The sequence below is a fragment of the Pseudomonas putida group bacterium ESBL64 genome, assembly GCF_045277175.1.
GTDB lineage: Bacteria > Pseudomonadota > Gammaproteobacteria > Pseudomonadales > Pseudomonadaceae > Aquipseudomonas > Aquipseudomonas alloputida.
Genome location: NZ_CP145799.1, coordinates 4,078,810 through 4,099,209, shown reverse-complemented (window position 1 = coordinate 4,099,209; position 20,400 = coordinate 4,078,810). Strand labels below are relative to the sequence as shown.

Annotated in this window: 21 protein-coding genes and 1 pseudogene; 11 read left to right on the top strand and 11 right to left on the bottom strand. The window is 63.3% G+C overall.

Annotated features, from left to right (window positions below; all coding sequences use genetic code 11):
• Window positions 1-95: 95 nt before the first annotated feature.
• Window positions 96-722, bottom strand: a pseudogene (locus tag V6093_RS18675) (sterol desaturase family protein); the annotation flags it as partial.
• 112 nt (window positions 723-834) lie between these two features.
• Between V6093_RS18675 and elbB the strand changes: the two are divergent.
• Complete coding sequence (gene elbB / locus V6093_RS18670) at window positions 835-1,494, top strand: isoprenoid biosynthesis glyoxalase ElbB (protein ID WP_003253655.1); 660 nt, start codon at window positions 835-837, stop codon at window positions 1,492-1,494.
• 201 nt (window positions 1,495-1,695) lie between these two features.
• Here elbB and V6093_RS18665 read toward each other — a convergent pair whose 3' ends face one another.
• Window positions 1,696-2,148 (bottom strand): YaiI/YqxD family protein, encoded by a 453-nt coding sequence (locus V6093_RS18665; protein ID WP_003253654.1) that lies wholly within the window; start codon window positions 2,146-2,148, stop codon window positions 1,696-1,698.
• Between the two features lie 166 nt (window positions 2,149-2,314).
• On the opposite strand from V6093_RS18665, the gene V6093_RS18660 reads away from it, so the two are divergent.
• Window positions 2,315-5,170: a class I adenylate cyclase gene (locus V6093_RS18660; RefSeq protein ID WP_070096551.1), complete on the top strand. Its 2,856-nt coding sequence runs from the start codon at window positions 2,315-2,317 to the stop codon at window positions 5,168-5,170.
• A 90-nt stretch (window positions 5,171-5,260) separates the two neighbouring features.
• Here the strand turns inward: V6093_RS18660 and rnk are convergent, their stop codons facing one another.
• The 3 genes from rnk to cyaY all read right to left on the bottom strand — a co-directional run bounded on the left by rnk (window position 5,261) and on the right by cyaY (window position 6,376).
• Window positions 5,261-5,671: a nucleoside diphosphate kinase regulator gene (gene rnk / locus V6093_RS18655; protein ID WP_003253652.1), complete on the bottom strand. Its 411-nt coding sequence runs from the start codon at window positions 5,669-5,671 to the stop codon at window positions 5,261-5,263.
• Between the two features lie 146 nt (window positions 5,672-5,817).
• On the bottom strand, window positions 5,818-6,042 hold the full coding sequence (locus V6093_RS18650; RefSeq protein ID WP_003253651.1) for a DUF1289 domain-containing protein: 225 nt from the start codon (window positions 6,040-6,042) through the stop codon (window positions 5,818-5,820).
• A 1-nt stretch (window position 6,043) separates the two neighbouring features.
• Window positions 6,044-6,376, bottom strand: a complete 333-nt coding sequence (cyaY, locus tag V6093_RS18645; protein WP_004575827.1) for an iron donor protein CyaY — start codon at window positions 6,374-6,376, stop codon at window positions 6,044-6,046.
• A 239-nt stretch (window positions 6,377-6,615) separates the two neighbouring features.
• On the opposite strand from cyaY, the gene V6093_RS18640 reads away from it, so the two are divergent.
• From V6093_RS18640 to V6093_RS18615, 6 genes are read left to right on the top strand one after another with little or no spacing between them, the layout of a single operon-like run.
• A complete protein-coding gene (locus V6093_RS18640; protein WP_003253649.1) occupies window positions 6,616-6,834 on the top strand; it encodes a lipoprotein in 219 nt (72 codons plus the stop codon).
• Between the two features lie 9 nt (window positions 6,835-6,843).
• Complete coding sequence (gene lysA, locus V6093_RS18635; RefSeq protein ID WP_070096549.1) at window positions 6,844-8,091, top strand: diaminopimelate decarboxylase; 1,248 nt, start codon at window positions 6,844-6,846, stop codon at window positions 8,089-8,091.
• 4 nt (window positions 8,092-8,095) lie between these two features.
• Window positions 8,096-8,926 carry a diaminopimelate epimerase gene (dapF, locus tag V6093_RS18630; protein WP_406669580.1) on the top strand — a complete coding sequence of 277 codons (831 nt, stop codon included), beginning with the start codon at window positions 8,096-8,098 and terminating at the stop codon, window positions 8,924-8,926.
• A 13-nt stretch (window positions 8,927-8,939) separates the two neighbouring features.
• On the top strand, window positions 8,940-9,650 hold the full coding sequence (locus tag V6093_RS18625; protein ID WP_003253646.1) for a DUF484 family protein: 711 nt from the start codon (window positions 8,940-8,942) through the stop codon (window positions 9,648-9,650).
• The gene (gene xerC, locus V6093_RS18620; protein WP_003253645.1) at window positions 9,650-10,549 is read left to right on the top strand and encodes a tyrosine recombinase XerC; all 900 of its coding nucleotides are present in this window, start codon (window positions 9,650-9,652) and stop codon (window positions 10,547-10,549) included. The genes V6093_RS18625 and xerC overlap by 1 nt, the downstream gene beginning before the upstream one ends.
• Window positions 10,546-11,241, top strand: a complete 696-nt coding sequence (locus V6093_RS18615; protein WP_003253644.1) for an HAD family hydrolase — start codon at window positions 10,546-10,548, stop codon at window positions 11,239-11,241. The genes xerC and V6093_RS18615 overlap by 4 nt, the downstream gene beginning before the upstream one ends.
• 180 nt (window positions 11,242-11,421) lie before the next feature.
• Here V6093_RS18615 and sutA read toward each other — a convergent pair whose 3' ends face one another.
• The 3 genes from sutA to glnK all read right to left on the bottom strand — a co-directional run bounded on the left by sutA (window position 11,422) and on the right by glnK (window position 13,897).
• Entirely contained in the window at window positions 11,422-11,751 is a 330-nt protein-coding gene (gene sutA, locus V6093_RS18610) for a transcriptional regulator SutA (RefSeq protein WP_003253643.1), read from the bottom strand.
• A 429-nt stretch (window positions 11,752-12,180) separates the two neighbouring features.
• Complete coding sequence (locus V6093_RS18605) at window positions 12,181-13,512, bottom strand: ammonium transporter (protein ID WP_003253642.1); 1,332 nt, start codon at window positions 13,510-13,512, stop codon at window positions 12,181-12,183.
• Between the two features lie 46 nt (window positions 13,513-13,558).
• Complete coding sequence (glnK, locus tag V6093_RS18600) at window positions 13,559-13,897, bottom strand: P-II family nitrogen regulator (protein WP_002555808.1); 339 nt, start codon at window positions 13,895-13,897, stop codon at window positions 13,559-13,561.
• Between the two features lie 519 nt (window positions 13,898-14,416).
• On the opposite strand from glnK, the gene V6093_RS18595 reads away from it, so the two are divergent.
• The gene (locus V6093_RS18595) at window positions 14,417-14,683 is read left to right on the top strand and encodes an accessory factor UbiK family protein (protein WP_003253640.1); all 267 of its coding nucleotides are present in this window, start codon (window positions 14,417-14,419) and stop codon (window positions 14,681-14,683) included.
• The gene (locus V6093_RS18590; protein ID WP_004575824.1) at window positions 14,684-15,037 is read left to right on the top strand and encodes a gamma-glutamylcyclotransferase family protein; all 354 of its coding nucleotides are present in this window, start codon (window positions 14,684-14,686) and stop codon (window positions 15,035-15,037) included.
• Here V6093_RS18590 and V6093_RS18585 read toward each other — a convergent pair.
• Window positions 14,991-17,060 carry a DUF4034 domain-containing protein gene (locus tag V6093_RS18585; protein WP_406669827.1) on the bottom strand — a complete coding sequence of 690 codons (2,070 nt, stop codon included), beginning with the start codon at window positions 17,058-17,060 and terminating at the stop codon, window positions 14,991-14,993. The genes V6093_RS18590 and V6093_RS18585 overlap by 47 nt on opposite strands.
• A gap of 262 nt (window positions 17,061-17,322) precedes the next feature.
• Here V6093_RS18585 and V6093_RS18580 point away from each other — a divergent pair, with 262 nt between their 5' ends.
• A complete protein-coding gene (locus V6093_RS18580; protein WP_012054072.1) occupies window positions 17,323-18,813 on the top strand; it encodes a YifB family Mg chelatase-like AAA ATPase in 1,491 nt (496 codons plus the stop codon).
• A gap of 67 nt (window positions 18,814-18,880) precedes the next feature.
• Here the strand turns inward: V6093_RS18580 and V6093_RS18575 are convergent, their stop codons facing one another.
• Together V6093_RS18575 and V6093_RS18570 are read right to left on the bottom strand one after the other, a co-directional pair.
• Window positions 18,881-19,249, bottom strand: a complete 369-nt coding sequence (locus V6093_RS18575; RefSeq protein ID WP_173881306.1) for a response regulator transcription factor — start codon at window positions 19,247-19,249, stop codon at window positions 18,881-18,883.
• Window positions 19,246-20,238 (bottom strand): response regulator, encoded by a 993-nt coding sequence (locus V6093_RS18570; RefSeq protein WP_004575820.1) that lies wholly within the window; start codon window positions 20,236-20,238, stop codon window positions 19,246-19,248. Before V6093_RS18570 ends, V6093_RS18575 begins: the two co-directional genes overlap by 4 nt.
• Window positions 20,239-20,400: the final 162 nt, after the last annotated feature.

Genomic DNA, 20,400 nt, shown 5'->3' with positions numbered 1-20,400 from the left:
AGGTTGGCCCATAGCGGGTTCCAGCTGGCCAGCGGCGTGGTCACCCCGAACACCACCGGCTCGGCCGGGTCCTCCTCCTTGAACGTGCCGAACAGACGGTCCCAGAGAATGAACACACCACCGTAATTGCGATCCAAGTAAGCAGGGTTTTGCGCATGGTGGACGCGATGATTGGACGGCGTGATCAACACCCACTCCAGCCAGCCAAGTTTAGGTATATGCCGGGTATGCACCCAGAACTGATACAGCAGGTTGAGCGAGGCGACGGTGATGAACACCAGTGGCGGCACACCCAGCAGCGCCAGCGGCAGGTAGAACAACCACGAGAAGAGGAACCCGCTACTGGTCTGGCGCAGCGCCGTGGTGAGGTTGTACTCCTCGCTCTGGTGATGCACCGAGTGCGCAGCCCACAGTACGTTGCGCTCATGCCCCAGGCGGTGCAGCCAGTAGTAGCAGAAGTCGTACAGGACAAAGGCCAGCAACCAGACCCACCCTGCCTGCGCCGGCAATTGCAACAGCGCCAGGTGCTCGAAGACCAGAGCATAGGTGACCAGCCCTACGCCTTTGGTCAGCAGGCCGGTACTGGTCGACAGTGCGCCGGTACTCAGGCTGTTGATCGAGTCGGCCAGGGTGAAGTTGTGCTGGCCGCGCACGCGGTCGGCGACCAGCTCGACGGCTATCAGCACAAAAAAGAACGGCACGGCCAGCAGTATCAGGTCCATGGGCGCGACCTCAGGCGTTATCCACCAAGATTAGGCCGCCCCCGCAGGAATCCCTATGGCGACATCTGCCAAACTAGAGGACATTTAGCGCCTCGACACTGGAGTAATGAGCATGACAAAAAAAGTAGCGGTGATTCTTTCCGGCTGTGGCGTGTATGACGGCGCCGAAATCCACGAAAGCGTGATCACGCTGCTGCGCCTCGACCAGCGCGGTGCGCAGGTGCAGTGCTTCGCGCCGAACATCGCACAGATGCATGTAATCAACCATCTGACCGGCGAAGAAATGCCCGAATCGCGCAATGTGCTGGTGGAGTCGGCGCGCATTGCCCGCGGCGAGGTCAAGGATATCCGTGAAGCCAAGGCCGAAGACTTCGACGCACTGATCGTGCCGGGCGGTTTCGGGGTGGCTAAAAACCTGTCCAACTTTGCCGTGGAAGGCGCCAACTGCAGCGTGAACCCAGACGTGCTGGCCTTGGCCGAAGCCTTTGCCGACGCCTGCAAACCCGTTGGCCTGATCTGCATCTCGCCGGCGCTTGCGGCGAAGATCTACGGGCCGGGCGTGGTCTGCACCATCGGCAGCGATGCCGGCACTGCGGCGGCTGTCGAGAAGATGGGCGGCACCCATGAAGCGTGCGATGTACACGACATTGTCGAAGACACCCAGCGCAAGCTCGTGACGACCCCGGCGTACATGGAGGCCAAGTCGATCAGCGAGGCGGCGGGCGGGATCTACAAGCTGGTAGACCGAGTGCTGGAGCTGACGCACGAGTAAGTTATTGCGTTGGCTTCTTCGCGGGCATGCCCGCTCCCACAGGTCCAGCACAGGCTTCAAGGTCACGCGGTACCTGTGGGGGCAACTCATGAAAAGCCTGCGCGATCACCTGTAGGAGCGGGTTTACCCGCGAACACCGGCAAAGCCGGTGCCATCCACCGCGCCACGCTGGGCTGTCGCCGACAGGAACCGTGTCAGCGCTCAGCTTTTCGAGAGGCGGGCAATGATCCGGTCCAGTGCATTGGCAAACGCCTGTTTCTCGCGTTCGCCATAGGCCGCCTGCCCGCCCCCCACCTGCCCCTGCTCACGCAGCTCGGTGAACAGGTTGCGCGCCGCCAGGCGGTCGCCCATGTTGCGCTCGTCGAACTCACGCCCACGCGGGTCCAGTGCGGCCACGCCCTTTTTCACCAGGCGGTCGGCCAGCGGCACATCACTGCAGATGACCAGCTCGCCAGGCACGGCGTGCTCCACTATGTAATCGTCGGCCGCATCCATGCCGCTGGGCACCACGATCAGACGCACGATCGCGAACGCCGGCTTGGCCACCGCCTGCCCCGCCACCATCACCACCTCGAACTTGCGCTTGAGGGCGAACTTGACGATCAGATCCTTGGCCGCCTTGGGGCAGGCGTCGGCATCGATCCATACACGCATTGGACACTCTCTACATGAACTCAATGCGCCCATCATGCCTGAAGCGCAGCGAAAGCTGGAGCAGGCCAGCGCTGGAAAAATGGCGCCAGAATTTCAATTACCGCTTATCCGACCCCGCCACTCAGGCTAAACTCGCCACAGCTTCAATGGCCTGCCCGAGCGCGCAATGAACCACCCTCACGAAATCCGCCCTGACCTGGACGAAGGCATCGACCGCAAGGTCCTGGCGACATTGCGTGCGCGCTTCCTGCATCTCAACCAGGGCCGACTGCAGCGGGCAAAGGAAGGCCTGTCAACGCGCCAGCAACAGGTACTGTCGTTGCTGCCGCTGCTGTTTCACGTGAACCACCCGCTATTGCCGGGTTACGTCTCCGGCAGCACCCCTGCGGGCGTATCGGCTTACGAGCCAAGCGCCGAGCTGGTGGCCGATGCCCAACGCCTGGCCCGCTCGTTCACTTACAAGGCCCAGCATGGCAACCCGCCACGCCCGATCCACGGCCTGTTCCTGATGGGCAGCCTGGGCTCGCTGGCGCAGGCCGAGCACAGCGACATGGACCTGTGGGTGTGCCATGCACCCGGCTTGCCCGAACAGCTGCTGGGTGAGCTGCGCCGCAAGTGCCAGCTGCTGGAGGCCTGGGCGGCAAGCCTGGGCGCCGAAGCACACTTTTTCCTGATCGACACACAGGGCTTCGCCCAGGGTCAGCGCGATGGCCAGCTCGGTTCCGACGACTGCGGCACCACCCAGCACTACCTGCTGCTGGACGAGTTCTACCGCACCACCCTGTGGCTGGCCGGGCGTACGCCGCTGTGGTGGCTGGTACCGGTGTACGAGGAACACAACTACTACAGCTACACCCAGACGTTGCTGTCCAAGCGCTTTATCCGCAGCCAGGAAGCCCTTGACCTCGGCAACCTGGCGCACATTCCGCCCGGTGAGTTCGTCGGCGCTGGCCTGTGGCAATTGTTCAAAGGCATCGACTCGCCCTACAAATCGCTGCTCAAACTGCTGCTGACCGAAGCCTACGCCGGCGAACACCCTGCGGTGCGCTGCCTGAGCCTGGACTACAAGCAGGCAGTATTTGCCAACCAGCTCGACCTCGACGAGCTGGACCCCTACGTGATGGTCTACCGGCGCATCGAACGTTACCTGCTGCAACGCGGCGAACCCGCGCGCCTGGAGCTGGTACGGCGCAGCCTGTACCTGAAGGTGAACAAGAAGCTCAGCGACCAGGGCCGCAGCCATGGCTGGCAACGCCGGCTGCTGCAGCGCCTGACCGACGAGTGGGGCTGGGACCAGCGCCAGTTGGCCCTGCTGGACAGCCGCAGCCAATGGAAAGTGCAGCAGGTTGCCGTCGAGCGGCGTGAGCTGGTGGCCGAGCTTAACCTCAGTTATCGCTTCCTCAGCCAGTTCGCTCGCACCCAGAACGCCAGCAGCCGCGCCGACCAGCGCGACCTCAATGTGCTGGGCCGGCGCCTGTACGCAGCCTTCGAGCGCCGCGCCGGCAAGGTCGAAGTGATTAACCCCGGCATCGCCCCTGACCTCGCCGAAGGCACCCTGACGCTGGTCCAGGCACCCAACCGCAAGGAGCCGGGCAGCTACCACTGGGAGCTGTACAGCGGCAACCTGAGCACCCATGAGGTGCAGCACTTCAGCCCGATCAAACGCTGCCGCGAGCTACTCGAACTGCTGACCTGGGCCCATCGCAACGGAGTGATCGACAGCAGCACCCGCATGGCGCTGCATCCAGGGGCCAGCGACCTTGGGGAATTCGAGCTGTTCAACCTGCTGGGCTGTCTGCGGCAAAGTGTCCCCCTGCCCTTGCCGACCGTCAGCGAAGTGCGCCTTTTGCAGCCCAGCGTTGCCGATGAGGTGTTGTTGCTGGTCAACGTCGGCGTCGACCCGCTGCGCCACCACCGCGAGCTGAACGTTTTGATGACCACAGAGCGCACCGACGCGTTGAGCTACGCTGGCGTGCGCGAAAACCTGGTGCTGACCCTGGACCAGGTCACCGTCAACAGCTGGAACGAGGTGCTGGTCCAGCGCTACGACGGTGAACACGCGCTGGTGCGCTGCCTGCGCGACTTCCTCAACAGCCCGGCGCAGCGCGGCCACCGGCCAAGGGTGCGAGTACGCTGCTTCTGCCAAAGCCGCGCCCAGCCGATCGGCCAGCGCGTAGAGGAAATTTTCGACACCGCCCAGCTGCTGCGGGATCAAGGGCTCCACCACCGCTACCTGCTGCAAGTGGCCCACCACACCCATGTGCTGGAGCTGTTGCCCGAGCATGTCAGCCTGACGACCCTGGCCGAGCATGAGGCGCTACTGGCCTACCTGGGCGAAGAGCGAGGCACCTACAGCCCGCTGTACCTGGATGCCAATGCGCTGCAGGACCACGACCTGCGCCTGGTGCTGGAGCAAGGCCGGCCAGCCTGCATTCAGGTGTTCTACCGCCTGCAGGGCGGCTGGGCCGATGTGTATGTGCTGGATGAATACAACGCATTGTGGCAACAACGCCTGCCGCTGCATGACGAAGCGCATCTGCTGTTGCCACTGCAACGTTTTCTGCGCTCGGTGGTGATGCGCCGCGATGCCCGCCTGCCCCTCGATAGCCTGCGACCCGCCTCGCTGGATATCCACTACGCGCAGCTGCTGCCCACCGGCCCAGGCAAGGCACGCAACATCGAGCCGCGCCTGGCCCCGGCCGAGGGCAGCGACCAGCCTTACTATGAGGTACAGGCGATTATCCAGGCGGGTGTAGCGGGCGTGGCGCATGTGACGCTGTACTGCGACCAGCAGGAGTTTTCCGAGCTGGAACATGGTGAGCAGCTGTATGCGGTGGTGGCCAGGCAGATCATCGGTCAGCGCCGTGGCACAGCGCAGTACCGGTGCTATATCACCGACCTGGATTTGTCCGAGTTGCTGGATGACCGGCTGGGGGCAACCCAGGCCTACCTGAGCTACAAGCGGGTGCTGGAGCAGGCTTTGAATGAGGGGTTGGAGCAGGTTTTGGCGGAGGGCGCCTGAACTCGCAGCACAAGGCGGCGACAAAAGAGTGCATCTCTCTGTAGCAACAGCCTTGCGCTGCAAACGGGCCGCGAAACGGCCCCCTGGCCCTTACAGGTCGTAATCGCCCGCCGCCTCCGGCTGGTACTCCACTTCCAGCAGCTTCAGCTTGAGGGTCTTGCCCCCCGGTGCCGGCCAGTCGATCTGCTCGCCCACCGACAGCCCCAGCAAAGCGCAGCCAATCGGCGCCAGGATCGAGACCTTGCCTTCCGGCCCGGCATCCTTGGGGTACACCAGTGTCAGGTGGTAGTCCTTGCCGCTGGCTTCCTCACGGCAGTGCACCCGCGAGTTCATGGTCACCACGCCCGCCGGCACTTCCTCGTGACCGACCACCTGCTCGGCGCGGTCAAGCTCGTCCTGCAGGGCGAGCACACCCGGCGTACTCTCGTCGAGGCTGTCGATCAGACGCTCCAGACGTTGTACGTCCAATCGGGTGAGGATGAGGGAAGGCTTGGTGCTCATGATCCAGTCAGACTCCTTTGAACAGGCAGTTTTCAATGTGCAAATAAAGCAAAACCCCGCCCAAGGGCGGGGTTTGAGAAGGCTTTGGCGTCACCGACGCAGAACCCGACACTACCACAGCCGGGCAAATACTCAAGCCCCTGCGCTCAGTGTGCCTTAGCCTGCTCGCGCAAGACCTGGGCCTCGCGGCAGATCTGACGGCGCCGTTCGTCATCGGCCGAGCGCCATTCGCGAATGTGCTCGACATGCCGATGGCAACCGGTGCACACCCGCTGTTCGTCCAGCCGGCATACGCTGATGCACGGTGACGGCACTGCAGGGCTGACGTTGCTGTAAAGCGGCTTGGGCGGCCGGGCCTGGGCGCTACTCATGTCAGATTTCGTCGAAGTCCAGCTTCTCGCCGGCCCGCTCCCAGACGATACGCTCGAGCATTTCACCCAGCAACTCTTCGCTCTTTTCGCACACCCACTTGCCGCTGTCTTCGTCGTAATCGAAGTGGAAACCACCGGAGCGGTCGGCAAGCCACAGCTGGCGCAATGGCTCCTGACGGCTGAAGATCAGCTGGGCGCCGCCCTCGAACTTGACGGTCAGGACACCGGCGGAGTTCTCCATGTCCAGGTCCAGACCGCTCTCGTCGAACAGATCTTCCAGGGCCTGTTGGGTCGCGTCGACCAGATCATGGAAACGCGCTTCACTCAAACTCATTGCAGGAACCTCGAAATTGGCTGCGTTACAGGCAAGCCGGGCAAGATACGGGCGCTTGCCGCCGAATGCAAAGGTTTAGCCGTTGCGTTCACCGGCCTCTTCGCGGGCGAGCCCGCTCCTACGGGGGGCTGCGCAGAGGCTAAGCATAGCCCGCCCGGCGGACCGGTCCTTGCATAGGCAAGCCGCCGGTCGCTCGGTATACTCGGGCGCAATACTGCATTTTTCTAAGGATTTCACCCATGAAGCGCCTGATTTCCTCCTTCGCGGCGCTGGTCGCTGTTGCCTGCCTCGTTTCGGCCTGTGGCCAGAAAGGCCCGCTGTATCTGCCTGAAGATGGCGATAACGGCAAAGCGCACACGTCGCACCAGCACCAGCCAAAAGCCAAGCCGGCCCCGGCACAAGAACAGCAGCCCGAGCTGCAGTCCGAGTCCGAGTCCGAGCAGTCGCCAGCGCAGTAAGGAAACCAGATGAACGCTTTCAACTACCGCGACGGTGAGCTGTTCGCGGAAGGCGTGGCCCTGTCGGCCATTGCTGAACGTTACGGCACCCCCACCTATGTGTACTCGCGCGCCCACATCGAGGCCCAGTACCGTAGCTACGCAGACGCCCTGCAAGGCACCGAGCACCTGGTGTGCTTCGCGGTCAAGGCCAACTCCAACCTTGGCGTGCTGAACGTGCTGGCGCGCCTGGGCGCAGGCTTTGACATTGTCTCCGGTGGTGAACTGGAGCGTGTATTGGCCGCTGGCGGGCGTGCCGACCGCGTGGTGTTCTCCGGCGTTGGCAAAACCCGTGAAGACATGCGCCGTGCCCTGGAAGTTGGCGTGCACTGCTTCAACGTCGAATCCACCGACGAGCTGGAGCGCCTGCAAGTAGTCGCCGCCGAAATGGGCAAGGTTGCCCCGGTGTCGCTGCGGGTCAACCCGGACGTCGATGCCGGTACTCACCCGTACATCTCCACCGGCCTTAAAGAAAACAAGTTCGGCATCGCCATTGCCGATGCCGAGGCCATCTACGTACGCGCCGCACAGCTACCGAACCTGGAAGTGGTCGGTGTCGACTGTCACATCGGCTCGCAACTGACCACCGTCGAGCCATTCCTCGACGCCCTCGACCGCCTGCTGGTGCTGGTCGACCGCCTGGCCGAGTGCGGCATACACCTGCGCCACCTGGACCTGGGTGGCGGTGTCGGCGTGCGCTACCGCGACGAACAGCCACCATTGGTGGCCGACTACATCAAGGCCATCCGCGAACGCGTGGGCGAGCGCGACCTGGCCCTGGTGTTCGAGCCTGGCCGCTACATCGTCGCCAACGCTGGCGTGCTGCTGACCCGCGTGGAATACCTCAAGCACACCGAACACAAGGACTTCGCGATCATCGATGCAGCGATGAACGACCTGATCCGCCCAGCCCTGTACCAGGCCTGGATGGGTGTCAGCGCGGTCAAGCCACGTGCAGGCGAAGGCCGTGCCTATGACCTGGTCGGCCCTATCTGCGAGACTGGCGACTTCCTCGGCAAGGACCGCGTACTCAACCTGGCCGAAGGTGACCTGCTGGCCGTAGAGTCCGCGGGCGCCTATGGTTTTGTCATGAGCTCCAACTACAACACCCGCGGCCGTTGCGCTGAAATCCTGGTCGACGGCGACCAGGCGTTCGAAGTACGCCGCCGCGAGACCGTCGCCGAACTGTATGCTGGCGAAAGCCTGCTGCCGGAGTAAGCCCATGCTGCTGCGTTTTACCAAGATGCATGGGCTGGGCAACGACTTCATGGTCCTGGACCTGGTCAGCCAGCACGCGCACATTCAGCCCAAGCACGCCAAGCAATGGGGTGACCGTCACACCGGCATCGGCTTTGACCAGTTGCTGATCGTCGAGGCGCCGAACAACCCGGAAGTGGACTTCCGCTACCGCATCTTCAACGCCGACGGCTCCGAGGTCGAGCAATGCGGCAACGGTGCGCGCTGCTTTGCCCGCTTTGTGCTGGACAAGCGCCTGACCGCGAAAAAGCGCATCCGCGTGGAAACCAAGAGCGGCATCATCGTGCTGGACGTGCAGAACGACGGCCAGGTGAGTGTCAACATGGGCCCGCCGCGCTTCATCCCTGCCGAAATTCCCTTGGTCGCCGACGCACAAGCGCCAAGCTACCCGCTGGAAGTTGACGGCCAGTTGTACTCGATTGCCGCCGTGTCCATGGGTAACCCGCACGCCGTGCTGCGTGTCGACGACGTGTCTACTGCGCCTGTGCATGAGCTGGGCCCGAAGATCGAAAACCACCCACGCTTCCCACAGCGGGTGAATGCCGGCTTCATTCAAGTCATCGACCGCCACCGCGCCAACCTGCGCGTGTGGGAACGCGGCGCCGGCGAAACCCAGGCTTGCGGCACCGGCGCCTGCGCCGCAGCCGTGGCGGCGATCAGCCAGGGCTGGATGGATTCCCCGGTGTCCCTCGACCTGCCCGGTGGTCGCCTGCACATCGAATGGGCCGGCCCCGGCAAGCCCGTGATGATGACCGGCCCGGCCGTACGCGTCTACGAAGGACAGGTTCGTCTCTAAACGAGTAACCGCCATGACCGATCAGCCCAAGGTTGTACCCAAGCAGTCCGCCGAGCTCGATGCCGAAGCGGTGGTCGCCTACCTGCGCGCCCACCCCACCTTCTTCGCCGAGCACGACGAGCTGCTGATCGAACAGCACATCCCGCACCAGCGAGGAGACAGCGTGTCGCTGGTGGAACGCCAGCTCAAGCTGCTGCGTGACCGCAACATCGAAATGCGCCATCGCCTGTCGCAACTGATGGACGTGGCCCGCGACAACGACCGGCTGTTCGACAAGACCCGCCGGCTGATCCTTGACCTGCTTGATGCCGGCAGCCTGGAAGAAGTGGTAATGGCGGTCGAAGACAGCCTGCGCCAGGAATTCCAGGTGCCCTTCGTCAGCCTGATCCTGTTCGGCGACAACGTCGCGCCGGTGGGGCGCTGGGTCAGCAATGCCGAGGCGCAGCAAGCCATCGGTGCCCTGCTGGGCGGTGGCAAGACCGTCAGTGGCAACCTGCGCGAGCACGAGCTGGCTTTCCTGTTCGGTGAAGAACAGCGCCGGGAAGTAGGCTCCAGCGCCGTGGCAGCTCTTGAGTACCAAGGGCTGCATGGGGTTCTGGCCATCGGCAGCCGCGACCCGCAACACTACAAGAGCAGCGTCGGCACCCTTTTCCTCGGCTATATCGCCGAAGTGCTCGGCCGCGTTGTGCCACGCGTTACCCAGACACTGCGCTCGGTACGCTGATGAAACGCCAGCTGGAGGCTTATTGCGCACACCTGCGCAACGAGCGCCAGGTGTCGGAGCACACCTTGCTGGGCTACCGTCGCGACCTGGAAAAAGTCATCGCCTACTGCAAAGAACACGGCATTGCCGAGTGGCAGGCGCTGCAAATCCAGCAACTGCGCCAGCTGATCGCCCGCTTGCACCACCATGGCCAGTCCCCGCGCAGCCTGGCACGCCTGCTGTCGGCAGTACGCGGCCTGTACCGTTACCTCAACCGCGAAGGCCTGTGCCAGCACGACCCGGCCACCGGCCTGAGCGCACCCAAAGGTGAGCGTCGGCTGCCCAAGGTACTGGATACCGATCGCGCACTGCAGCTGCTCGATGGTGGCGTCGACGACGACTTCATTGCCCGGCGTGACCAGGCGATCCTCGAGCTGTTCTATTCCTCAGGCCTACGCCTATCGGAACTGACCAACCTCGATCTTGATCACCTCGACCTCGCCGCCGGCCTGGTGCAGGTACTGGGCAAGGGTGGAAAAGCCCGCGTACTGCCGGTGGGTCGCAAGGCTCGCGAGGCGTTGCAGGCCTGGTACCGCTTGCGCGGCATCGGCAACCCACGCGACCGTGCAGTGTTCATCACCCGCCAGGGCAATCGCATCAGCCCCCAGGCAGTTCGGCTGCGGGTAAAGGCCGCCGGTGAGCGTGAGCTGGGCCAACACCTGCACCCGCACATGCTTCGCCATTCCTTCGCCAGCCATGTGCTGGAATCATCCCAGGACCTGCGCGCGGTGCAGGAGATGCTCGGCCACGCCGACATCAGCACGACGCAAATCTACACCCACCTGGACTTCCAGCACCTGGCCGCGGTGTACGACAGCGCCCACCCTCGGGCCAAACGCAGCAAAGGCACAGACTCATGAGCATCAAGCTGATCACCTTCGACCTCGACGATACCCTGTGGGACACCGCGCCGGTGATTGCTACCGCGGAAGTCGTGCTGCGCGACTGGCTCGAGGCCAACGCACCCACCCTCGGCAGTGTGCCGGTGGAACACCTGTTCGCCATCCGCGAGCGCCTGGTGCAAGCAGAGCCCGGCCTCAAGCACCGCATCAGTGCCCTGCGCAGGCGCGTGCTGTTTCATGCTCTGGAAGAGGTCGGCTACAGCGAGCAGCACGCACAGGCGCTGGCCAACGAAGGCTTCGAAGTGTTCCTGCATGCCCGCCACCAGGTGGAGATCTTCCCAGAGGTGCAGCCGGTGCTCGAAATCTTGCGCCATCAATACATCCTGGGCGTGGTCACCAACGGCAATGCCGACGTCAGCCGGCTAGGGCTGGCGGATTACTTCCGCTTTGCCCTGTGCGCCGAGGACCTGGGCATCGGCAAACCAGACCCTGCACCATTCCTTGAAGCGTTGCGCCGGGGCGAGGTGGACGCGGGTGCGGCAGTGCACATCGGCGATCACCCTGGCGATGACATTGCCGGTGCCCAGCGCGCCGGGTTGCGGGCGGTGTGGTTCAACCCGCAAGGCAAGGCCTGGGCTGGCGATCAGGCGCCGGACGCCGAGATCCAGCGCCTGTCGCAACTACCTGACGTGCTTGCACGCTGGCGCTGACGGGGCCGCTTTGCGGCCCATTCGCGGGCACGCCCCCTCCCACAGGGACCGCGCAGGTCCTGAACCCTGTGGTGAACCTGTGGGAGCGGGCATGCCCGCGAAGAGGCCGGCACGGGCAACACAAAACCCACAGGCGTAAAAAAGCCCGCAGCGACGGCGGGCTTTTTTGCGATCAGCCACTCAGATAGGGCGGCTGCCGTACTTGTTGTCCGGCTTCTTGGGCGGGTCAGCGACCACGTTGGCCTCGACTTCCTGCACCTTGCCACCACGAGAAAGGAATTCTTCCATCGCCTTGGCCAGTGCATCACGCTCTTTCTGCTTGGCTTCCATGCTCGGCATCTCGTCTACCGAGACTGCGGCCTTGGATTTGCCCTTGGCAACGGGTGCCGGGCTGCTGTCGTCATCGCCAGCGTCTTCAACGCCGTCATCAGCCGCCCCTTCAAGGACCTCATCACCCTCGTCTTCGTCGCCTACTTCGAGGTCATCATTTTCCAGATCGTCGTCGCTCATGTTCTACCTCATGACTTGCGAAAAGCAGGTTGGTTATAGACCAGTGCAGCCGTAGACCGGCAGCCACCAGTGAAAATTCAACTGGCCGTGGGTTAGGCCACTGCCCTTGGGTCGGCACTCCTGATGGGAGGCGGCACCCAGCAGGCCCTGCTCCTGGCAGGACCTGACAAATCCATTAGCCCCTGCTGGCCACACGCTATTGGCAAGCCTAGCAAAGGCTGGCGAAGTGTGTGGACTACTCGTCAAACACCCTTCGGCGCGCATTCTAGCGCGCCCGTGGAAAAAGCAAAGCACCATAAACGCCCTGTGGCTTGTAAGTTTTTTACCTACGTCACGAACGTGTCGAATAAACCGTTTGCCGTGCGGGAAATGCTGAAAAACTGGCAAAAAAATGCCCGGCAAGCCGGGCAATTTTTTACCGCGTCGCAGTTACAGGTTGTAGCCGCGTTCGTTGTGCTGAGCCAGGTCGAGGCCGACCGACTCTTCTTCTTCGTTGACCCGCAGGCCCATCACCACATCCAGCACCTTGAGAATCACGTAGGTGACGATGGCGGTGTAGACCACGGTGAAAATCACACCTTTGGCCTGGATCCAGACTTGCATGCCGATGTCGGTGACGGTACCGAAGCCGCCCAGCGCCGGGGCCGCGAACACACCCGTGAGGATGGCACCGATGATGCCGCCAACACCGTGCACGCCGAAGGCATCCAGGGAATCGTCATAGCCGAGTTTGCGCTTGAGCGTGGTGGCGCAGAAGTAGCAGAGCACACCCGATACCAGGCCGATAATCAGCGCGCCAATCGGCCCGACGGTGCCCGCAGCCGGGGTGATGGCAACCAGGCCAGCAACCACGCCCGAAGCGATGCCCAGAGCACTTGGCTTACCGTGACCGACCCACTCGGCGAACATCCAGCCCAGGGCGGCGGCAGCGGTCGCGATCTGAGTGACCAGCATGGCCATGCCGGCAGTACCGTTGGCGGCAGCAGCAGAGCCTGCGTTGAAACCGAACCAGCCGATCCACAGCATCGCTGCGCCCATCAGGGTATAGCCGAGGTTGTGCGGGGCCATCGGCGTGGTCGGGTAGCCCTTGCGCTTGCCCAGTACCAGGCAGCAGACCAGGCCTGCGATACCGGCGTTGATGTGCACCACGGTGCCGCCAGCGAAGTCCAGTACGCCCCAGTCCCACATCAGGGCACCGTCACCGCTCCACACCATGTGTGCGATCGGCGCATACACCAGGGTGAACCAGATGCCCATGAATACCAGCATCGCCGAGAACTTCATGCGCTCGGCAAAAGCGCCGACGATCAAGGCCGGGGTGATGATGGCGAACGTCATCTGGAAGGTGATGAACACCGCTTCAGGGAACAGCGCGGTGGCCGAGGTCAGGCTGTTGGGCGTGACGCCGCTGAGGAAGGCCTTGGAGAAGCCGCCAACGAAAGAGTTGAAGTTGAGCACGCCCTTTTCCATACCGGCGGTATCGAAGGCCATGCTGTAGCCGTAGACGACCCAGAGAATGCTCATCAGGCCGGTAATTGCAAAGCACTGCATCATCACCGACAGCACGTTCTTGGAACGCACCATGCCGCCATAGAACAGGGCCAGGCCTGGAATGGTCATGAACAGCACCAGCGCCGTTGCGGTCAGCATCCAGGCGGTGTCGCCGGAGTTCAGCGCTGGGGCAGCTTCCTCTGCCAGGGCAAGCCCGGGCATTACGAGGGACAATAGGGCTCCTAGCCCTGCGATCTTACGCAGAGTCATGTTGTTTTCTCCTGGGGCGTTGGGTTTGGTGAGGCTTTGTTGCTGCTTAAATCGCGTCGGTATCGGTTTCGCCGGTACGGATGCGGATTGCCTGCTCCAGATTCACCACGAAAATCTTGCCGTCACCAATCTTGCCGGTGTTGGCTGCCTTGGTGATGGCTTCGATTACCCGATCAAGGTCCTTGTCATCGATGGCGACATCGATCTTCACCTTGGGCAGGAAATCGACCACATATTCAGCACCGCGATACAGCTCGGTGTGGCCCTTCTGCCGACCGAAACCTTTGACTTCGGTGACGGTGATGCCCTGCACGCCGATTTCCGACAACGACTCGCGCACGTCGTCCAGCTTGAACGGCTTGATGATGGCTGTGACTAGCTTCATGAAACTCTCTCCCGATTTGGTGGACTTGCCCCAGGAAAACAAACCCGTCTCAAGTCTAAGCGCAGCGGTTGGCTTTGTAACGCGTCGTCGGCATCCGGCTCCGCGTGCGCACTGCCTGGTCACAAGGAACTGCTTCAGTGCATGGCTCGTACAGGTCTTTGCAGAAACCTTGCCAGTTCGGACAAAGCGCCGAAAAACAGAGCGTTATGTGATTTGGTCGGGATTGGCCAGTCGCCAGCATTGGAAACATGCACAATTTCGGTGCGCCGAGGCGGGGCAAGCTGCGCGAAAAATGTGCAACTGATTGAAAACCGCACGCGCTCTTTGTGGGGGCGGCCTTGCGTCGCGATGGGGCTGCGAAGCGCCCCTACGATTTGTGCCTTGGTGCCGATATTGCCGGGGCCGCTGTGCAGCCCAATCGCCACGCAAGGCCATTCCCACAAAGGCCAATGTGCACTCAGGCGCCAGGTTTGTGCGTGCTACACTGGCGGCCATTTCTCCGTTTCAGTGGACAGCCCCATGCTCGCGCCCAAAGCCCTTCTCGATGCCCTGAGCGACCAGGCCTCGCGCCTGTTCAGCAGCGATGCCGCCCAGCCCCGTGCGGAACTGGAAAGCCAGTTCAAAGTGTTGATGCAAGGTGCCTTCAGCAAGCTGGACCTGGTCAGCCGCGATGAGTTCGACAGCCAGATGGTCGTACTGGCGCGCACCCGCGCACGCCTCGAGGCCTTGGAAAAACAGGTAGCCGAGCTGGAAGCGCGGCTGAACCCAACTTCACAGGATGAGTGAATGCAGCCCTCCAGCGCATACCCGGTACTGTTGTTTTCCTACGGCACCTTGCAGGATAAAGCCGTGCAACTGGCCAACTTTGGCCGTGAGCTGAACGGCCAGGCCGACCGTATGCCGGGCTACCGCCTGGACTGGGTCGAGATCACTGACCCGGACGTACTGGCGACCAGCGGCAAGTCCCATCATCCCATCGTTTCCCCCAGCAGCCAGGCCAACGACAGCGTGGCCGGTATGGTCTTCCAGATCAGCGAAGACGAACTGGCAGCGGCGGACCGCTATGAAGTTGCCGACTACAAGCGTGTCGCCGTCACCCTCGCATCGGGCCTGACAGCCTGGGTTTATGTGCGCGCCTGAGCCCCTCCGATGCAGGTTGAACCCGTAACGACTCGGCGTGGGTAAAGGCCTGTTTCGGTGGTAGCTCGCTTGCATGCAAGGTGCCGCGGAACAACGCCGCCCCGCACTGAGTAAACAATGTCTTCACCCGGTTGTGCGAATTGAGGATCTGGGCCTGGATATCACCAATGGCCGTATCCCTTGGTTGCAAGCTGGCCGCTCGGTTGACCCATTCGATGGCGGCAAAGCGGCTTTGCTTGCGGGTGCCACGCCCCTGCATCCAGGCCAGCCCCAGTTCGGCGCTGGCACGCCCTGCAAGCCACGGGTCCGGGTGCTCGACCAGGCTCAGCAGGTAAGCAACCGCCTCGGTCCGCTCCTGCACCTCACCAAACCGGCGCAACAAAATCCCCAGATGCAAACGCGCACGCGCGTTGATCTGCGGGTTGCCCAGCGCGTCGACAAGCAGGCGCCTGACCGCCAGCATGGCACTGCGCTCGTTCAAATCCTCATCGCCGTCCATGCGCAGGCAGGCCAGGTTGTATTTGGCCTGACTGCTGCCCGCCTCCACCGCACGCTGCAGCCAGTACCCGGCGGCCTCGTCATCCAGGTAATGCGCCGGGGTGTTGGCCAGGCCGCCATGGTGCAGCTCGTACAAGGCCAGGGCAGCACCCGGCAGGTTCAGTTCGGCGAAGCGTTCGTACAGGTAGCAGGCCACTTCATGCCGGTTGGCTGCCCACAGCACCCGTGCCACTTCAAGCACTTCGAACCCCGGTGCCTGGCCCGCGCACTGGCGATTCACCGCCCGTTGCAACCATAGCCTTGCCTGCTCGGCCGAGCGTGGCAGCGCCCACAGCCCAAAACGGTGCCCAGCCGCGCGTAATGCACAGGCAGCAGCATGTGAACGGCCGTCACACAGGCGCTCAATAGCGCCGTGTAGCAGTTGCCTCTCATCTACCATGCCATCGCGCAGTATCAGCTCGACCAAACAGCGAAACGGCACGCCCATGGCGCGGATGGCACCAAGATCGGCATTGCACGCCACGCTCGCGGCAAAGTCGCGCATAGCGCCAGCATGGTCGCCCGATGCCCTGCTGCGCAGCGCCCCCCGCCATGCCAGAACGACAGCATGTTCCCTGGGCCTCAACGGGCGTTGTGACCAGTCTTCGAACACGTGCTGCCAGTCGGCGACAGACTGCACCTTGTCAGCCTGTGGCAGCTTCAGCCGGCCTTCGACAGCCATCCAACGCAGCGCATTACGCAAACGCTCGTCCCAGGTTGCGCACAGCGGGCCATTGACCAACAGCTCCAACGCATCGAGGCTGCCGCCCCAGCGGGGCAGCAAGTACACAGCAAGGGCCTGGATCGCTTCGAAGCAACCGGGGCGGGCGATCAGCGCATGGCGCAGCCAGTAATAGCGAGGGTCCTCGTTTTCATGGTCGACCCGCTTGCCCAGGTAGTGCGGTAGCGCCTGTGGCAGCTCGGCCAAGGGCAACAACCCATGCCTCACCAGCAACGGCGCTGCAGTTTCCTGTACCTCTACATCGGCATGGGCACTGGGCCTGAAGCGTGCAGGCTCCCCCTGGAACAGTTGGAGCAACCAACCAGGCTCATGGAGCTGCGCACTGATGCGCAGCATGCCAATGGCCGCTGCCACGGGGTGCGCAGAGCGGTCCATTGCACGCAACAGGTGCGCGGTGGCGGATTCACAAATTTGCGCGACCGCCAGCAAGCGTGCAGCGTTGCGTGGGCCATCAACCTGCACCTGGCAGGCCCGGTGGAAGCAGTGCATACCCATTACCACTTGTGGGTGGTAAGCCCTGGGGCACGCGTCAATCCAGGCTCTGAGCACTTGGCTCTGGGCCCTGTCGCCCTGGTTTTCCTGATCGAGCAGCATGTGCCCTTCAATGGCCGCCAGGTAGGCCGGGAACTCGCCGGGCGGGGCTTGGCGCCATTGAGCCTCAAGCGTGTCGAAAAAGCGGTTGAGTTCAACGAATGCACTGGCCTGCACCAGTTCGCGAATTGCCTGGTGCGTGCGGGTGAGCATTTGCACGGTGCAATACCTCAAGTCCATTTGAAAGAAGACGCAGTGCCATCCCATGGCAACTGCGGTTGCCCAACAACACTAAGTCATACCTGACGACTGCGCAAAGCCTATTGGATCCATTTTTGCCGAAGCGCATGAAAGCGCAGGGAAAACCCCTGCCCTGAAAAACCACGACGCACACTTGTTGCGCCTGCCATGGCAGCACTGGCTATTCTTTGCCCAGCCGCAGGAAGCGGCATTTTCCAGCAACAACGGAGTGTTCATGTCTCTAGCTCTCGTCCACAGCCGCGCCCAGGTAGGCGTGCAGGCACCGGCGGTCAGCGTCGAAACCCACCTGGCCAACGGCCTGCCTCATCTCACCCTGGTCGGCCTGCCGGAAACCACGGTCAAGGAAAGCAAGGACCGGGTGCGCAGCGCCATCGTCAACTCCGGGCTGAAGTACCCGCAGCGGCGCATTACCCAGAACCTCGCCCCCGCCGACCTGCCCAAGGATGGCGGCCGATATGACCTGGCCATCGCCCTGGGCATCCTCGCCGCCGACGGCCAGGTGCCGATTGCCACCCTGGCCGATATGGAATGCCTGGGCGAACTGGCGCTGTCGGGAAAATTGCGCCCGGTGCAGGGCGTGCTGCCTGCAGCACTGGCGGCACGCGAAGCAGGCCGGGCGCTGGTGGTACCACGGGAAAATGCCGAGGAAGCCAGCCTGGCCGGCGGGTTGGTGGTGTATGCGGTGGGCCACCTGCTGGAGTTGGTCGCCCACCTGAACGGCCAGGTGCCGCTGCCGCCCTACGCAGCCAACGGCCTGATCCTGCAGCAACGCCCCTACCCGGACCTGAGCGAAGTGCAGGGCCAACTGGCAGCCAAGCGTGCCTTGCTGCTGGCTGCGGCCGGGGCGCACAACCTGTTGTTCACCGGGCCGCCCGGCACCGGCAAGACCTTACTCGCCAGCCGCCTGCCCGGGCTGCTGCCACCGCTGGACGAGCACGAAGCGCTGGAAGTGGCGGCAATCCAGTCGGTCAGCGGGAAAGCGCCGCTGAACAGCTGGCCACAGCGCCCCTTTCGCCATCCCCATCACTCTGCGTCCGGCCCGGCGCTGGTCGGTGGCGGTAGCCGACCGCAACCAGGTGAAATCACGCTCGCCCATCACGGCGTGTTGTTTCTCGACGAACTTCCGGAGTTTGAGCGGCGCGTACTGGAAGTGCTTCGCGAGCCACTGGAGTCAGGTGAAATCGTGATTGCCCGTGCCCGCGACAAAGTGCGTTTCCCCGCGCGCTTCCAGCTGGTGGCGGCGATGAACCCCTGCCCTTGCGGCTACCTGGGCGACCCCACTGGCCGCTGCCGTTGCAGCACCGAGCAGATCGCGCGCTATCGCAACAAGCTGTCCGGGCCACTGCTGGACCGCATCGACCTGCACCTGACCGTGGCTCGCGAGAGCACTACATTGAACAACCAGCCTTGCGGTGAAACCAGTGCCGATGTCGCCGTCAGGGTGGCTGAAGCGCGGGAGCTGCAGCACAGGCGACAAGGGTGTGCGAATGCATTTCTCGACCTTGAAGGTTTAAGGCATCACTGTGGGTTGGTAGCGGCGGACCAAGTCTGGCTGGAAGGGGCCTGCGAGCGGCTGACCTTGTCGCTACGCGCGGCGCACCGGTTGTTGAAGGTGGCGCGGACGTTGGCGGACCTGGAGGGATGCGAGACGATTGGCCGGACGCACCTGGCCGAGGCCCTGCAGTACCGGCCGGGGAGCAGTTAGATTGCCAGGGCTGTGATGCCCCCTGCAGGCGCGGGTTTACCCGCGAAGAGGCCGGAACAGCCATACCTCACTGACCGCCAGCCAAAGCCTCTTCAACCACCTTCAGCAGCACCTCTTCAGAAAATGGCTTGCCCAGGCAGGCCAGTGCCCCAAGGCCCATCGCTGCCCGTACCGAGCCATCATCCCAATGTGCCGACATGCAGATCACCGGCAAGCGCCTCCCCCGCTGTGCCAACTCACGCTGTACCTCCAGCCCGCTCATTCCCGGCATCTTCAGGTCCAGCAACACACAACCCGCCTCGCCCGCCAGTGGCGAGGCCAGGAAGGCGTGCCCGGCGGAAAACGACAAGGTCTCGAACCCCGCCGAGCGCAGCAGGTTGGCCAGGCTTTTGCGCACCGAGGCATCGTCGTCGACGATGCACACCCCTCTGCTCATGCGCCGCCCAGGCTCGCAGACCGCGCTCCGAGGAGGTTGTGCATGGCCGCAAGCTCCAGCAGCGAGCGGGACTGCATCTTGTTCATGATGTTCTTCTTGTGCACCTTGGTCGTCACCTCGCTGGTGCCGATCTGCCTGGCGATCTGCTTGTGCGACAAGCCGCCTACCACCAGCGAGAAAACCTGGCGCTCACGCTGAGTCAGGCGCTGGTACTTTTCCTCGACCTGCCGCGCCTGCAGCCACTTGCGGCCTTCGGCCACGGCACGGGCGCGCACTGCCTGCAACAGGGTCAGCAACTGGTCTTCATCGAACGGCTTGGTCAGAAACTCCACCGCCCCGGCGCGCATGGCCTGGACGGTCATCGGGATGGTGCCGAAGCCGGTCATGAACACGATCGGCCAGGGCAGCGCCAGCCGGCACAGCGCATCCTGTACCTCCAGGCCGCTTGTACCCGGCAAGTGCATGTCCAGCAGCAGGCAGGCACAGGGGGTTTCCAGGCGGGCCTCGAACAGCGCCTCGGCACTGGCAAACAAGTGGTGCGGGATGTCCTGCGAGCGCAACAGCCGGCCCAACGCGGTGCGCACCGACGGGTCGTCATCCACCACCAGCACCGGCACATTCACGCGCTCATCGAGCGGCTCGACAGTCTCGGCCAGGCTGCGCAGCAATGACCTGCCCAGTGCCTGACCAGGCACCTCGAGGCTGATCTGCGCGGCCAGGCGATAGCCCCGGCGCGGCACGGTCTGGATCAGGCTACGGTCGCCAAAGGCCTTGCGCAGCAAGGACACCTGAACCTGCAAGTTATTGTCCTCGACCACCGTGCCGGACCACACCTGGCTGAACAACTCGTCCTTGCCGACCACGCGGCCCTTGGCCCTGATCAGCGTGGCCAGCACGTCGAAAGCACGCCCACCCAACAGGATCGGCTTGCCGTCGACAAAGACTTCGCGCCGCTCCAGCGACACCTGGGCATTGCCTATTCGGATCATGGCTTCCTCGCGCGGGCACAGGCGTTTTCGCTGTCCGGGGCAGCCTAGGCCAGCGTACGCGTTCAGACAATTATCCCGAGGGATAGGTTGGCCAAAGGACTATACAAAAGCCCGCCAGCCCTCAGGGGACGATAACGGACAACAGCGTGCCCGTTCCTGCCA

Excerpts from the sequence above, each read along its gene's own strand:
- elbB (WP_003253655.1), top strand. The coding sequence starts at position 835 with ATGACAAAAAAAGTAGCGGTGATTCTTTCCGGCTGTGGCGTGTATGAC.
- V6093_RS18665 (WP_003253654.1), bottom strand. The coding sequence starts at position 2,148 with ATGCGTGTATGGATCGATGCCGACGCCTGCCCCAAGGCGGCCAAGGAT.
- V6093_RS18660 (WP_070096551.1), top strand. The coding sequence starts at position 2,315 with ATGAACCACCCTCACGAAATCCGCCCTGACCTGGACGAAGGCATCGAC.
- rnk (WP_003253652.1), bottom strand. The coding sequence starts at position 5,671 with ATGAGCACCAAGCCTTCCCTCATCCTCACCCGATTGGACGTACAACGT.
- V6093_RS18650 (WP_003253651.1), bottom strand. The coding sequence starts at position 6,042 with ATGAGTAGCGCCCAGGCCCGGCCGCCCAAGCCGCTTTACAGCAACGTC.
- cyaY (WP_004575827.1), bottom strand. The coding sequence starts at position 6,376 with ATGAGTTTGAGTGAAGCGCGTTTCCATGATCTGGTCGACGCGACCCAA.
- V6093_RS18640 (WP_003253649.1), top strand. The coding sequence starts at position 6,616 with ATGAAGCGCCTGATTTCCTCCTTCGCGGCGCTGGTCGCTGTTGCCTGC.
- lysA (WP_070096549.1), top strand. The coding sequence starts at position 6,844 with ATGAACGCTTTCAACTACCGCGACGGTGAGCTGTTCGCGGAAGGCGTG.
- dapF (WP_406669580.1), top strand. The coding sequence starts at position 8,096 with ATGCTGCTGCGTTTTACCAAGATGCATGGGCTGGGCAACGACTTCATG.
- V6093_RS18625 (WP_003253646.1), top strand. The coding sequence starts at position 8,940 with ATGACCGATCAGCCCAAGGTTGTACCCAAGCAGTCCGCCGAGCTCGAT.
- xerC (WP_003253645.1), top strand. The coding sequence starts at position 9,650 with ATGAAACGCCAGCTGGAGGCTTATTGCGCACACCTGCGCAACGAGCGC.
- V6093_RS18615 (WP_003253644.1), top strand. The coding sequence starts at position 10,546 with ATGAGCATCAAGCTGATCACCTTCGACCTCGACGATACCCTGTGGGAC.
- sutA (WP_003253643.1), bottom strand. The coding sequence starts at position 11,751 with ATGAGCGACGACGATCTGGAAAATGATGACCTCGAAGTAGGCGACGAA.
- V6093_RS18605 (WP_003253642.1), bottom strand. The coding sequence starts at position 13,512 with ATGACTCTGCGTAAGATCGCAGGGCTAGGAGCCCTATTGTCCCTCGTA.
- glnK (WP_002555808.1), bottom strand. The coding sequence starts at position 13,897 with ATGAAGCTAGTCACAGCCATCATCAAGCCGTTCAAGCTGGACGACGTG.
- V6093_RS18595 (WP_003253640.1), top strand. The coding sequence starts at position 14,417 with ATGCTCGCGCCCAAAGCCCTTCTCGATGCCCTGAGCGACCAGGCCTCG.
- V6093_RS18590 (WP_004575824.1), top strand. The coding sequence starts at position 14,684 with ATGCAGCCCTCCAGCGCATACCCGGTACTGTTGTTTTCCTACGGCACC.
- V6093_RS18585 (WP_406669827.1), bottom strand. The coding sequence starts at position 17,060 with ATGCTCACCCGCACGCACCAGGCAATTCGCGAACTGGTGCAGGCCAGT.
- V6093_RS18580 (WP_012054072.1), top strand. The coding sequence starts at position 17,323 with ATGTCTCTAGCTCTCGTCCACAGCCGCGCCCAGGTAGGCGTGCAGGCA.
- V6093_RS18575 (WP_173881306.1), bottom strand. The coding sequence starts at position 19,249 with ATGAGCAGAGGGGTGTGCATCGTCGACGACGATGCCTCGGTGCGCAAA.
- V6093_RS18570 (WP_004575820.1), bottom strand. The coding sequence starts at position 20,238 with ATGATCCGAATAGGCAATGCCCAGGTGTCGCTGGAGCGGCGCGAAGTC.